Origin of the sequence: Actinotignum urematis (assembly GCF_051264595.1) — a bacterium.
GTDB lineage: Bacteria > Actinomycetota > Actinomycetes > Actinomycetales > Actinomycetaceae > Actinotignum > Actinotignum timonense_A.
Genome location: NZ_JBOZBG010000005.1, coordinates 16,492 through 30,420 on the forward strand (window position 1 = coordinate 16,492; position 13,929 = coordinate 30,420).

Sequence of the window (13,929 nt, forward strand, 5' to 3'; positions counted from 1 at the left end):
GCCGGGAAGCTACCACCGTACCGGCAGTGGCCGCCCCGCCGCGGGCTATACTGGCTCACGTGAATGCGCACTTTTCCCACCCGCTGGTCTACTGGGCCTGCGCGGCCTGGATCGGCATCATCGTGGCCCTCGCCTTCCTCGCCGACCCGCGCGTGGCCATCCTCGCGCTCGCGGGCAGCTTCGTGATCCTCGCGGTGGCGCGCCTGACGCTGCCCACCGGCTACGTCCCCTCGGTGCGTTCGCGCATCACCGACGCCGCCACTCTCCTCCTCCTGGCCGCAGCCCTCTTTTTCCTGGCGCGTTTCGCCCTCACGCCCCCCGTTATTTAAGAACGACGCCGCAGCTCCCCGGCACGCCACCACGCAGGCGCTGCGCCGTCGCCGTGCCACCACACCTTTCCCGTGTTCGCTTGCCGCTTGTTTCTGAGACGCGGTGGGGCCGGTGGGCGCGGGCTCGTCCATACTGGTGGAGTGAGTCCCTTAGCTATGAACATTATCTGGGTTGTTGTTTTCACGCTGATCGGCGCGTTTTTCGCCGCTTCGGAAATCGCGCTGGTTTCCCTGCGGCAAACGCAGATCGACGAGATGGCGGAGAATTCCGCCTCCGGGAAAACTATCCAGCGCCTAACCGCGGATTCCAACCAGTTTCTTTCCGCTGTTCAGGTGGGCGTGACCCTGGCCGGGTTCTTCTCCGCCTCCTTCGGTGCGGCTTCCATTGCCCCGGAGATCGCGCCCACGTTCAGAGCGTGGGGGATGTCGGAAAACGGGGCCACCACCCTGGCTTTTGTGCTCACCACGCTCGTGATTTCCTATATTTCCATTGTGTTCGGGGAGCTGGTGCCCAAGCGTATCGCCCTGCAATCGGCGGAAACGATCTCCACGCTGGCTGCCCGGCCCCTCGCTTTTATTACCGCGGTGCTGCGCCCGGTCATCTGGTTCCTGGGCGTGAGCGTGAACGGGGTGCTGCGGCTGCTGCGCCGTGACCCGAAAGAGCAGCGCGAAGAAATGGGGGTGGCGGAGCTGCGCGCCTTCGTGGCCAGCCAGGAAACGATTGGCACCGAGGAACGCGATATGGTCGTCTCGATGCTGTCCGTTTCAGACCGCACGGTGCAGGAGGTCATGACGCCGCGCACCGAAGTGGAATTCCTAGACGCGGAACTTTCTCTAGACGAAGCACGCCCCCTTGTTACAGCCCTGGAGCACTCGCGTTATCCGGTGCGCCGCGGTGGGAACGACGACGACGTGATCGGCTTCCTGCACATTCGCGATATGCTCGCTCCCGCTCCCACGGCTCAAAGGGTGAGCGATTTGGTGCGCCCGGTGACCTTTTTCCCGACGGGTAAGGATGTGCTGGAAGCCCTCTCAGATCTGCGGAAAGCCCATGCCCATCTTGCCATCGTGGTGGATGAATACGGCGGGACGGACGGCATCGTCACCATTGAGGACGTGATGGAAGAATTCGTGGGCGAAATCCGCGATGAGTACGACCGCGAGGTTCCCAAGGTGCAGGTGCACGGGGGAGTGCGGGATATGGACGGGCTCTCCACCCGCCCCGAAGTGCTCAAAATGCTCGGGGTGGAGCTACCCGAGGGGCCTTTCGATACCCTGGCCGGCTATATCATCGCCCAGCTCGGGCGCATGCCGCAGGTAGGGGATTCCACCCGCCTGGGCGCGGTGGAACTCACCGTGCAATCCCTGGACGGGCGGCGCATCGACCGGGTGCGGGTGGACCAGGTGACCGAATCGGAGGACATTGCCATGGCCCGGATGGAAGGCCATAGCGAAGCCGGGCGGTAGCTGGTGCTCTAGCGGATCACGCGGGGAGCTGAATCGCGCGGGGAGTGAGACTCGCAGGCGGCAGCTGGAAGCCCCCGCTGCCAGCGGTCGCGGTTCCGTTGAATTCTGGATAGACCTTCACGGAGCTGAACGGAGATTTCGTCTAGCGGTGCGCAAACGCCAAAAAATAGCATTTTTATGGCGTTATGAGCGTTTCTAATTTTCGCGACAGTGAAAATAATATATAGAAATAGTCACTGCCAGGCCGCATAGAAAACTAATTATTATGTATAAATCGACGGTGCATTCGGCAAGTAATCGAGCTATAGTGGGCTCGTTTCCGATCTGTTGAATTTTGGTTACAAAAGACGTTTCCGCTCGAGACTTTAGTCACAAGTAGCTACCTGTTACCGCATAAATAAGCAGAAAAGTCTGACTACTGCGTGGTTCGTGCTGGAATTATCCTGAACGTTACCCGTGGTGGAAACTGTAGAAATAAGCTAAGGTAAATCAAGAAAGCGACTATGCAGTCGTACTCATTCCTATTCCTTATTGAACGTGAAAATGGTTTCGCGACGGGGGTGGGAGATCTGCCTGTAACAGTATCAATTGGTGAGGGGTTAGTAGTGAAGCTGATCAAACGAGCGGCTGCCGTTATTGCCGCGCTTGCTGTTTTAGCGGGGGGGGGGGAGCCGCTCCTAGCCTCGCGTCACCCGACACTTCCGATGGGGGAGAAACGAGCGCAACGGAGCGCGCAGCAGGTATCCCCGTCGGCCCCAACCTCACCGCCACCTGGGATTCCACCACAAAAACACTCACCGTCGCCGGCCACGGTGAACTCAATCGTAAACAGTGGATGGATCTGAAAAAACAACACTGTGATACCGGCGGGGAAACTGAGCCTAAGAAAATAGTTTTCACTCTAAATGGTGGTAAAGAAATAATCTTTCCCGAGAGCTCTACTGCCCTATTTAAAGACTGTGTTGATGCGGAAATTGATCTCCCTGCTAATGGAATCAACACTTCCCGAGTCAGGAATATGAGGGAGATGTTTATGGATGCTCATAAGGCTAATCCGGACGTTTCTAACTGGGATGTTGGAAATTGCAGGAGTTTTGTGCGAATGTTTACGGGCTCGGGTGCTAATCCGGATGTCTCTCGCTGGAAGCCGCACTGGAGTGCTGAATTTCAGTGGATGTTTTTTGACGCGCCCAACGCTACATTTATCGATATAACTAACTGGACGCTTCCTCAAAATGGAACAATCCTCGACAGAAGAAGAACCGCTGAATGGATTTTCTTTACCAGCAGTCGTACAACACTGCGACTGAGGGGAGAACAATTTGAGCAACTAAGGTCGCTATATACAATCGCATCCTTCGACTCAGATGTTTTCTATGAAATCGTTAAAGAGGGGGATACCGAACCTCTTAGCTGGAATATACCTGGTGATCAGGTGAAGAACTTTTTCATTCCTAATTATAATTTTTCGGTATATCAAGATAATGCCATTTATCTTCTCCGTCCTATGGACATTAAAGAAATTACGGTGAAAGCCAATCCGATTATTATTTATGCAGGCGAAAAATCACCAAACTTGACCTACGAGATTTCGCCGTCAGGACTTGGTGACCAACTAGAAGGTGAACTTGAAACAACATATTCAAATGGCATGGGTCCGGGTGAATACCCAATCAGCCAGGGAGCGCTTCGACTCAAGCGTTCGGCACTTTCTACCTACTCATTGAAATTTGTGCCCTCAACCTTAACTGTAAAAGAAAAACCTGCGCAGCCTCCGGCTCAAGTGACGGCAACGGATTGGGTTGATGGTGCGAAAGACTGTAATACTCGGAAGGTTTCGCAGTCGCGTACGGTGACCACGACCCCGCAGCGGTGGGATTCTTCCTCGCGCAAGTGGGTCCTTGATACTGCGAAAGCAACGAAGAAAACCGAGTCCCGCCAGCGCGACATGAATGACGGCGAGCACCGTGCATGTACGCCGCAGCCGCCAGCCCAGGTGACGGCAACGAATTGGGTTGATGGCGCGAAGGACTGTAATACCCGGAAGGTTACGCAGTCTCGTACGGTGACCACGACACCGCATCGTTGGGATTCGGGCTCGCGTAAGTGGGTGCCCGATAATGCCGCTGCAACTAAGAAGACCGCGACCCGCCAACGGGACATGAACGATAACGAGCATCGCGCATGTACGCCGCAGCCGCCAGCCCAGGTGACGGCAACGAATTGGGTTGACGGGGCCAAGGACTGCAATACCCGCAAGGTTACGCAGTCGCGTACCGTGACGACAACGCCGTATAAGTGGGATTCTGGCTCGCGTAAATGGGTGCCTGATGCCGGGAAGGCAGTCAAGAAGACTGAGACCCGCCAGCGGGAGATGAATGACGGCGAGCACCGTGCATGTACGCCGCAGCCACCGGCCCAGGTGACCGCTACTAACTGGGTTGACGGTGCGAAAGACTGCAACACGAGGAAGGTCACGCAGTCTCGCATCGTGACCACGACACCGCATAAGTGGGATTCTGGCTCGCGTAAATGGGTGCCCGACACCTCGAAAGCAACTAAGAAGACTGAGACGCGTCAACGCGAGATGAATGACGGCGAACACAAGGCTTGTACGCCGCAGCCGCCAGCGCAAGTTACCGCAACTAACTGGGTTGACGGTGCGAAGGATTGTAATACTCGGAAGGTGTCGCAGTCGCGGACGGTGACGACAACCCCGCATAAGTGGGACTCGTCCCAGCGCAAGTGGGTCCTCGACCCCGCGAAAGCAAGGAAGAATACCGAGAGGCGGCAGCGGGATATGAATGACGGCGAACACCGTGCATGTAGCCCCCAGCCGAATCCGCAGGTGACGGCAACGAATTGGGTTGATGGCGCGAAGGACTGCAACACCCGCAAGGTCACACAGTCGCGGACGGTGATCACGACCCCGTATAAGTGGGATTCTTCCCAGCGGAAGTGGGTCTTGGACAGTGCTGCGTCGTCGACAAAGACTGAAACGCGTGAGCGGGAGATGAACGATGACGAGCATCGCGCGTGTACTCCGCAGCCGCCGGCCCAGGTGACCGCAACTAATTGGGTTGATGGGGCCAAGGATTGTAATACTCGTAAGGTTTCGCAGTCCCGGACAGTGACCACGACACCGTATCGGTGGGATTCTTCTTCGCGTAAGTGGGTGCTCGACACGAGCAAGGCTTCGAAGAAGACCGAGACGCGTCAGCGTGACATGAACGATGGTGAACACCGCCAGTGCACGCCGCAGCCGTCGGCCCAGGTGACCGCAACTAACTGGGTTGATGGCGCGAAGGATTGCAATACCCGGAAGGTAACGCAGTCGCGGACGGTGACGACGACCCCGTCTAAGTGGGACTCTTCCCAGCGGAAGTGGGTCTTGGATACTGCTGCGTCGTCGACAAAGACTGAAACCCGCGAGCGGGACATGAACGATGACGAGCACAAGGCGTGTACTCCGAGGCTCCCGGTTCAAGTCACACATTCGGATTGGGTGGACGGCTCCAAAGATTGCAATACCCGCAAGGTCACGCAGTCTCGCACCGTGACGACGACACCGTCTAAGTGGGACTCTTCCCAGCGGAAGTGGGTCTTGGATACGGCTGCGTCGTCGACAAAGACTGAAACCCGCCAGCGGGAGATGAACGATGACGAGCACAAGGAGTGCAGTCCGCGGCCGGTGGATAAGGTCACGGAAGGTGACTGGCAGGACTCGACCGAGCAGGGGGCTAAGGACTGCTCAACGCGGAAGGTTAAGCAAACCCGGACTGTGACGACGACTCCGCCTAAGTGGGACTCGGGTAAGCGCCAGTGGGTTTTGGATACCGCGAAGGCTTCGAAGCGGACTGAGACGCGTGAGCGGGACATGGATGAGCGCGAGCTGGGGGAGTGCGTGAATGTTGCCCTCACGGTTTCTAAAGACACCCTCACGGTGGTGAAGGGCCAACCGGTTCTCGAGCCGCTAAGCGTGGAGGCCACCTCTACGACGGATGCGGGGTTGATCAGCCTGCAGACCGTGTGCGCCCCGAAGCATGACGGCCAGGCTGAGGGCGAGCGCAATGCGTTGCCTGTGGGTGTGGAGTTGGTGCGCGTGAAGCAAGCACCTGATGGCGTTGAGCTTGCGGGGAGCGGTGCGCGGACGGTTGGTGAGGTGGATGGTAATGCCACCCAAGCCGAGCTCGGCACGTATCGGTGTTGGGTGTATGCCACGAAACCCGGTATCACTATCGACCCGCTCACCGGTGCGGCTACGGGGCCGAACGCTGTGGAAGGCGTGGGGTGGGCACGCAAGGCGCTCACGGTTGAGGTTGTGCAGCCTGCGCTTCCGAAGACGGGTGGGGCTGGAATGAACCGCACGGCTGGCCTGGGTGCGCTTCTGATCGTGGGGGTCACCGGTGGCTGGTGGTGGGCTCAGACCCGACGGAAGAAGGGGGTGGGCCGCCGCGCGTGAACTATTGCTACCACCTACATGCGCTCTCAATAAACCAAGAGGGCGCGTGGTATCGAGCGCAAGCAAAAAGGGAGACGAGGGTGGGCGTGTGGCCACGCAACAACCACTACGCGCGCCCTCGGTTCCCTGGCGAGATAGGTGGGACCGGCCCGGTAGGGGCAGTTTTTCAACAAGTTCAACAACAAGCGCTTGGCGTTGGCCGGGCGTGTTGGTCAGTACTTCTTGTGGTGCTGAAATTATTGGGAAGGAAAAAGTATGGCTCGTAAGAAGTCATTGAGAGCGTTGGTGGCGGCGTGTGCGCTGGCACTGACGGGAATGGGTATCGGGGTGGCTAACGCCGCACCCGAACCGGCAGGCGATCCGGCGTCGGTTGCTCCGTGGGCTGCGGGTGCTCCCACGACGGGGTCGATTACGATCACGAAGCAGGACGCCGCAACGCACAAGCCTGTGAACGGTGCTGAGTTCACGGTCACGAAGGTGGATGCCCTCGGGGATGTCACCCTTGGTGATATGAAGAAGATGGCTGATTGGGAGACCGTGGCGGGTTCAATCAAGGACCTCAACGCGAATCCCGATAGCCCGAAGGCGAAGCTCAGCACGACCGCTGTTTACAAGGTCGAAACCACTGGTGAAGGTAAGGCAGTTTTTGATCGCCTTCCGCTTGGTCTTTACAAGATTGTGGAATCGAAGGTGCCGCTTGGGTATACCTCGGATATTAAGCCGTTCTTCATGACGGTCCCGGAAATCACGGGAACCTCTTCTGCGGACCAGAAGTACACCTATGATGTTTCGGTCACCCCGAAGAATACGGATGTTCGTGACCTTGTGAAGAAGACTGGTGCTTTCGAACAGGTTGTGGGTGCGGGCGATGATGTTTCCTACACGATTTCGGCGACCTTGAATAAGAAGGGCCCAATCACTGGGGCTGATATTAAGGGCTTCGCGGTTTTCGACGATGCGATGACTGATGCTTACACCGTGATCGATAAGACTTCGGTCAAGGCTGTCAAGGTGAGCGGCGAAGTAATTGCGGAATCGCAGTACAACGTTGCTACCTCAACTGATGGTGTGGAAGCTGGGCGTACTCGCCTCCAGGTGAATTTCACTGATGACGGTCTCAACACTATCGCGGCTAAGGCGACTGCGTCGGAGGCTCCGGTGGTGACCGTGGACCTGACCTTCACCCTCAAGGCTGATCTTGCTCTTGATTCGGTTTCTAATAAGTTTGGTTTCATCCCCGGGCACTCGGATAGCGAACCGACTCCCGGCCCGATTGTTCCCGAACCCGGTCCGACCCCCGGTCCCGGACCCGAGCCGGGTCCTGGCCCGAATCCGTTCCCGACTATTGAGTTCTACGATTTCCAGATCGCCAAGACGGATGCTTCGGATGGAAGTGTGCTTGCGGGCGCGAAGTTCGTGGCCTTCGCCAACCAGGATGACGCTAAGGCTTGTGTAGCGAAGAAGGATCGTACTAACTGCTCTGGTGCTTCGGTTGGTTTCGGTACCAAGGTGACCGGCGATGATGGGTTGACCCCGAAGTTTAAGGCGAAGAAGGGTGAGGCTTTCTACGTGGTTGAGGTCGAAGCCCCCGCGAAGTTCATTCGCTCGGATGAGATCACCGAAGTCACCGTAACCGATAACGCCGGCCAGGTCTTCCAGACTGGTATTAAGAATGTTCCGACGAAGGATTCTGGTAAGTGGTTCGACCTGCCTAAGACCGGTGCTATCGGGGTGGGTATCTTCGCCCTCCTTGGCGCTGGCCTGGTGGCGAGCGGTGCGGTGACGCACCTGCGTTCGCGTAAAAACAACGCATAAACAGGAAAAACTAACGGTTCAGGTTTGCCAGCCTGAGTAGGTAACGAAGATTGTGGGGCCGGTCAGTCCGACTGGCCCCACAATCTATCAAGCGCAAGTTAATTCTGCACGACTAGCGCAATACGAATTGCACGGCTAGCGCTAGTAAAAAGCCACGCCAGGGAAGGGGGTAGGGACATGAGCGGCGAAACGGGCGCGGTGCGTGGGCGGCGTGCCCTCAACGCCCCGACACCCAACCCCGCGGAATCAAAGCCAGCCCTCGAAACGGAATCCAAGACGGTACGCAGGGCAGGATCCGGGGAAGCACCTAAGGTGGCGCTTCATGTGGAGCCCGAACCGGCTGCTGCGCCAGTACATCATGTGGAACCCAAGGCACAGCGCGGCCCTGCCGCTGGTGTGGTTCGTGGGCGGCGTGCGGCGCGTGTGGGGGAAGAAAGCGGGCTGGCGAGCCTGCTGTTCTACACCGACCCGAAAGAGGATAAACGCCGGCTCTCCCCGCTGGCCATGATCCTCATCGGGATCCTGTGCCTGGCTTATCCGGTGACTTCGACGGTGTGGAATAACTGGCAATCCAAAGTAGTCTCCCGTGCCTATGAGGGCCAAGTGAATACCCAATCCCAGGAACTACGGAACTCGTATATTGAGCGGGCTCACGCCTATAACGCGAGCCACCAGGGGATGGCGGTCCTTGACCCTTATCTTGACGATATAGCCACCGACCTGCCGGCCTACCAGGAATACGCTCGGGTGCTTGATCAGCCGGATGGGATTATGGGGATCGTGAAAATCCCGAAGATCGGGGTGAAACTCCCGATCTACCACGGCACCTCACCTGAGACTCTGCAGCGGGGTGCCGGGCATATGTTCGGGACCGATATACCAGTCGGCGGTATAAACCGGCATAGTGTGGTGACGGCTCATACTGGACTGCCGACCTCTACCATGTTTGACCGGCTCACCGATCTGGGTATCGGGGATGAGTTTTTCTTCGAAATCCAGGGTCAAGTGTTTGGGTATCGCGTGGTCAGAGTAGACGTCGTCGACCCTCACGACCCAAGCCTGCTGGTACGCGCACCCGGGCGTGACCTAGCCACTCTTCTTACGTGTACTCCGTATGGGGTGAATTCGCACCGGCTGCTGGTGACGGGTGAGCGGGTGTTGCCTGACCCGGTGGAAGTGCCGGCGGTGGACGGGTTGCAATGGTCGTGGTGGATGACCCTCTTCGTGCTCGCCATCCTTATCTCTTTGCTGTTTGCGTTCCTGGTGGCACGCTCGGCGCTCGCCCGGCGTGAGGAGGACTCCAGGCGGGATATGTTGCCCCGACACATGCTCCGCTAGCTGCACCGTAGCGCTGGCCAACGTGGCAGCCTGGAGCACGCGGCGGGGTGCTGCGGCGTCGTACAACCCTCACTGATTTAGACCATTTAGCATCACGACATACAACGAGGTACCGGTGTGAGACTGGAATTATTAGAAACCCTCATTCTTTATTCGCGACTGGGCACCATGGACGCGGTGGCCCGCAAATGCGGGTGTACCACGGCGGCGGTCGTGAAACGTATCCAGCTCTTGGAAGAAGAAGTCGGCCAAGTACTTACCCGCAGGGTCGGGCGCGGGCGAGAACTCACCGAAGCTGGGCGCTACCTGGTGGAGCGCAGTCACCAGATCCTCGGGCTCGTGGATAGTACGGTGGCGGAGCTGCAGAATCTGGAGGATAACCCGCAGGGAACTATCGTGATCGCCGGCCGGGAAAGCAGCGCGCTGGATAGCCTGGCGCCGGTGATGAGTCAGGTGCGGGCCCGCTACCCGGGTATTAGTTTCCAAGTCACGTTGTGCGGGCGTGAAGCGGCCACCCGGATGCTTGCTGAGGGTACGGCTTCTTTCGCTGTTTTGGATGATTCTTGGGATTGCACAGCTTGGGAAACCCTCGCGCTCCGCGGTGAGGATCGGTGGGGCTTGTTGGTGCGTACGGATAGTGACGTGGTGGGGCGTGGGACGGTTCGGCGGGCGGATATTACCCAGCGGTCCTTGATTATGCCGAAGGAGCGTAGTCGGGAGCTGGGATATTGGTTGGATAAGGAAAACCAGCTGACGGTAGTAGGCCGGTACGGGACGAGTCGCGGGGCCCGGGTGATGGTGGAGGCCGGGGTTGGTGAGGCTATCGTGCTGGAGAATATGACGCTGAGCGGGGGCGCGGGCCTGGGCGGGGACACTGGTGCCGGGTCGGGAGTGGCGTCTTCCGGTGCGGGCCTGGTGTTTATCCCGCTGGATTGGTTGGTGGGCCTGACCTGCGTGCTTGCCTGGGATAAACAAGCACGTCTGAGCCGAGTGGGGGAGATATTCCTGGAAGCAGTACGCGCAGCCACGGCCGGCGCGGGGGCGGCCGGCGGGAGCGCAGCCAGCTAGAAGTTATCCACAGAATCGCGAAACGTCCCCCTTGTCCACAGTGTTGTAATTGGCTCTTTGCTGTGCCTTGGCGTCATGCAAGAATAACGAATAAGCACAAGCAACTACGCCGCCATGAGGCGATTGAAGGAGTGAGACACATGGACATTTACGAGGATATTTATGAGGACCAGTTGGATATTCCGGATCGTGTTTACAACTCGCTGGAAGAAATCCTCGAACGCAAGGAGGAAATCTTGCGTGAAGTCAGAATGACCCGGGAAGAATTCGACTGGCGTGCCGATAACTACCAGCTCGGACCAAAAGAGTCCGACGCTTATTTCGAGATGATAGGCCTGGACCGCTTTGAGGAGTATTGCCGTGGTGAACACACTATTGGATGAGCGTGCCGATGATTTTGCGGCACATCTGCAGCGGATCGGGGAGCTGATCGCCCCCGGCTTTTCGCTGATAAAACAGACGATCACAAAAGGAGATCTTCCGCGAAAAAGATTGTTTGGCGATATTCGCGTTGATCGTTTCCTTTTTGTCCGTTTTGATTACGAGGTTTTCCTTAATCCAGAAACCGGTTTACTCAGCGTCAATGAATCAACGTTCTCGGTCATCCGAGGAGCAAAAAGCAGCGAGCCGCTGGTGCGCTGGGATTATATTCGCTCACCACGTTCGAATATTCCTTGCGCGCATATCCAGATCCATTCCCACCGCGATGAATGGACACACGCCCTGGTCCTGAGTGGCACTCATTCCCGCCGCTCACGCCGGCGCATCAAGAACGAGGCCCGCACTCCCCACGTTGCCGATATTCATTTCACGATGGGCCGGCGCTGGTTCCGGCCCTGCCTGGAAGAAATCCTCCTTTTAGTCATTGACGAGCTCGGGGTGGCGTGCACACCACAAGCACGCGAAGCACTCGACCAAGGCATCGAGGATTGGGAACAGATTCAGGTGCGATCCGTAGTGCGGCATCACCGCGCCACCGCTCTCCAAGCTCTCGAAGAGTGAACCACCCGCGCTAATAAAATGCGACCGGGCCGCAGAGGCCGAGGATTAGGCACGCAGTAGCGAGAGGTGGGGCGCTGCCAGCTAGCGGCGTCGTCGCCCCCACCGTGCGCGGGCGCAAGCACCGCGCTACAAGTAAACGCGACTAGCGGTTATCGTCGTAAATCGCCAGGTGCTCCAGCGGGGTGGTATCTTCGCGGGCCGCCACCGTGTAGAGCACGGGGAGCGCGGAAATCCACCACGGATCCAAGGGCACCCGGTTCTTCATATCCATCTCTTCGTCCATGCGCATAATCGGATGTGACTCCAGCTTGCCATTGTGCTGGCCGATATAGCGCGCGCCCACCCGCTCCTTCTTCTCCAGCTGCGCGGTCACCTCATCAATGGCTAGGGCCGCGAGCGACACCGCGAGCGTACGGTCGTAGGAGGTGGGAATACCGCCCTGCTGCTGGTGGCCAATAATCGTGGAACGAACCGAGAAAGCCCCGTGGCCCTCCTGCTGGAAAACCCGCCGCAGCAGGTCCGCGGTGTAGTACTTGGACGCATCCTCATTACGAATAGCGAGGTAGAGGGAACGGGAGCCATCAAAGGCCCGGTTCATGCGCTCGCTTTCCTTCGTGAGCATCGCCAGATCCACCCCGGTCTCATGCAGGTAGACCTGCTCAGCCCCGGTGGATAGCGCACTCATAAGCGCGAGGTAACCGCACTTGCGGCCCATCGTTTCCACCACGAAGCAACGTCGGGAAGCGGAAGCGGAACGGCGAATCTTATCGATGGTCTCCACATTGGTATTGAGCGCGGTATCCACCCCGATAGACAGGTCGTGGCCGGGCAGATTGTTATCAATCGAGGCCGGCACGCAGATGAGGGGGAGGCGGAAAGCGGTGTAGCGGTCCGCCTCTTTCGCCATATTCCACGCGGTTTCATAGCCGGCCAGGCCGCCGATCATAATAATGGCGTCCAGGCCATTGGCTTCGATGGAGCGCGCGAGCCCGAAGTAATCCTCGATACCGAGAACCGAGCGGGCAGTACCCAGTTCCGCGCCGCCCAGCGAAACCCAGCCATCCACATCGCCCCAGCTCAGTGGGCGAATATCCCCGCGGATGAGGCCGGGGAAACCGCCCTCCACACCGAGCATCTCAAAACCGCGATCTAGCCCCAGCCGTACCGCGCTGCGCGCGGCCGCATTCATTCCCGGGGCGAGCCCGCCGGCGTGGAGCACGGCCACCCGCGGGCGCCACCCGTCCTTGAAATAGCGGTCCTCACCCAGCGGAGAAGAAAGCGTTTCGAAAAGGGACTTGATGCGGGAGAAACTGGTGCCGCGCGAGCGCACCGCCGCCTCGTAATCGCCCTCTTCCAGGTAATCGATGACCTTCTTGGTATTGGCGACCGTCTCCACCAGCGGCAGGCGCTGGAGCCGATTATTACGAATCCCGATAATGCAGGATTCTTCACCCGGTTCGGCCCGGATCACCTCCAGGGCGGCGGTGTAGCCGAGCAGGGTGGACATCCAGCGGTCATAAGCGGACGGCGTGCCGCCGCGCTGCACGTGACCGAGCGCGGTAATACGTGGAGACTCCCCGGTGCGTTCTTTAATAGCTGCCTGGATGCGCTGGGCGGTGATCTTTTCACCGTGCCGATCCATGCAGCCTTCGGCCACGACGATAATCGAATCGCGCCGCCCGGCCGCCCGCCCGGAACGGATCTTTTCGCACATGGCATCTTCCCAGCCGTCCTCGGGGGGAAGCTCGGGAATGATGACATCATCGGCACCGCCGGCCATCGCACCCATGAGGGCCAGATAGCCGCAGCGCCGCCCCATCACTTCCACCACGAATACCCGCTGGTGGGAAGCGGCTGTGGAAGTGAGAGCGTCAATAGCATCAATAATGCGGCACAGGGCCGAATTGGTTCCCACCGTCATATCGGTGCCGACCATATCGTTATCGATGGAGCCCACCACCCCGGCAATATGAAGCTCAGGGTGGCGCGCGGCAAGATCGGCTTCGATTTCCCCGGCTTCTACCAGTTCTTCGAGGAGCCCACTCCAGCGCTCCCGCAAGGTATCAGCCCCGGTGAGGGAACCATCACCGCCGATAACCACGAGGCGGTCAATTCCGGCGCGCACCAGATTCGCGGCCACTTTCCGCATCCCGTCCCGTTCGCGGAATTCGGTAGAGCGGGCCGAGCCGATCACCGTGCCGCCCTTATCCAGAATGGAGGACACATCGCTCCAGGCCATGGGCTCAATAAGATTATCGATAGCTCCGCGCCAACCCTCGCGAATTGCGAAGGGGCGGGCGCCCACGTGTAAAGCGGTACGCACCACGGCGCGCACTACCGGGTTCATGCCCGGGGCGTCCCCACCCGAGGTAAGAATGGCAAGGGATACGGGATCTGCGTGATCTGACATGGTTCCTCCTCCGAAGATCATTGTGTCAAAGATGGTGG

Annotated in this window: 9 protein-coding genes and 1 pseudogene; 9 read left to right on the top strand and 1 reads right to left on the bottom strand. The window is 58.7% G+C overall.

Annotated elements, in window-relative coordinates:
* Positions 1-59 precede the first annotated feature (59 nt).
* The 9 genes and pseudogenes from ACRQDJ_RS03910 to ACRQDJ_RS03950 all read left to right on the top strand — a co-directional run bounded on the left by ACRQDJ_RS03910 (position 60) and on the right by ACRQDJ_RS03950 (position 11,481).
* On the top strand, positions 60-329 hold the full coding sequence (locus tag ACRQDJ_RS03910) for a DUF3017 domain-containing protein (RefSeq protein ID WP_026428220.1): 270 nt from the start codon (positions 60-62) through the stop codon (positions 327-329).
* Between the two features lie 141 nt (positions 330-470).
* Positions 471-1,796 carry a hemolysin family protein gene (locus ACRQDJ_RS03915; RefSeq protein WP_284903543.1) on the top strand — a complete coding sequence of 442 codons (1,326 nt, stop codon included), beginning with the start codon at positions 471-473 and terminating at the stop codon, positions 1,794-1,796.
* Positions 1,797-2,631: 835 nt separating this feature from the next.
* A pseudogene (locus tag ACRQDJ_RS03920) lies at positions 2,632-3,534 on the top strand (BspA family leucine-rich repeat surface protein); the annotation flags it as partial.
* A 45-nt stretch (positions 3,535-3,579) separates the two neighbouring features.
* Complete coding sequence (locus ACRQDJ_RS03925; RefSeq protein WP_435717815.1) at positions 3,580-6,258, top strand: hypothetical protein; 2,679 nt, start codon at positions 3,580-3,582, stop codon at positions 6,256-6,258.
* Between the two features lie 255 nt (positions 6,259-6,513).
* On the top strand, positions 6,514-8,073 hold the full coding sequence (locus ACRQDJ_RS03930; RefSeq protein ID WP_435710904.1) for a SpaH/EbpB family LPXTG-anchored major pilin: 1,560 nt from the start codon (positions 6,514-6,516) through the stop codon (positions 8,071-8,073).
* 177 nt (positions 8,074-8,250) lie between these two features.
* On the top strand, positions 8,251-9,411 hold the full coding sequence (locus ACRQDJ_RS03935; protein WP_435710903.1) for a class C sortase: 1,161 nt from the start codon (positions 8,251-8,253) through the stop codon (positions 9,409-9,411).
* Positions 9,412-9,528: 117 nt separating this feature from the next.
* A complete protein-coding gene (locus ACRQDJ_RS03940; protein ID WP_435710901.1) occupies positions 9,529-10,479 on the top strand; it encodes a LysR family transcriptional regulator in 951 nt (316 codons plus the stop codon).
* A gap of 140 nt (positions 10,480-10,619) precedes the next feature.
* Positions 10,620-10,862: a hypothetical protein gene (locus ACRQDJ_RS03945; RefSeq protein WP_435710900.1), complete on the top strand. Its 243-nt coding sequence runs from the start codon at positions 10,620-10,622 to the stop codon at positions 10,860-10,862.
* On the top strand, positions 10,843-11,481 hold the full coding sequence (locus ACRQDJ_RS03950; protein ID WP_435713248.1) for a hypothetical protein: 639 nt from the start codon (positions 10,843-10,845) through the stop codon (positions 11,479-11,481). Before ACRQDJ_RS03945 ends, ACRQDJ_RS03950 begins: the two co-directional genes overlap by 20 nt.
* A 142-nt stretch (positions 11,482-11,623) precedes the next feature.
* On the opposite strand, the gene ACRQDJ_RS03955 is transcribed toward ACRQDJ_RS03950, so the two are convergent.
* Complete coding sequence (locus tag ACRQDJ_RS03955) at positions 11,624-13,891, bottom strand: 6-phosphofructokinase (RefSeq protein WP_435710897.1); 2,268 nt, start codon at positions 13,889-13,891, stop codon at positions 11,624-11,626.
* Positions 13,892-13,929 lie beyond the last annotated feature (38 nt).

What these genes read in the sequence shown, in the direction of transcription:
- ACRQDJ_RS03955 (WP_435710897.1), bottom strand. Translation starts at nt 13,891, where the DNA reads ATGTCAGATCACGCAGATCCCGTATCCCTTGCCATTCTTACCTCGGGT.
- ACRQDJ_RS03930 (WP_435710904.1), top strand. Translation starts at nt 6,514, where the DNA reads ATGGCTCGTAAGAAGTCATTGAGAGCGTTGGTGGCGGCGTGTGCGCTG.
- ACRQDJ_RS03935 (WP_435710903.1), top strand. Translation starts at nt 8,251, where the DNA reads ATGAGCGGCGAAACGGGCGCGGTGCGTGGGCGGCGTGCCCTCAACGCC.
- ACRQDJ_RS03945 (WP_435710900.1), top strand. Translation starts at nt 10,620, where the DNA reads ATGGACATTTACGAGGATATTTATGAGGACCAGTTGGATATTCCGGAT.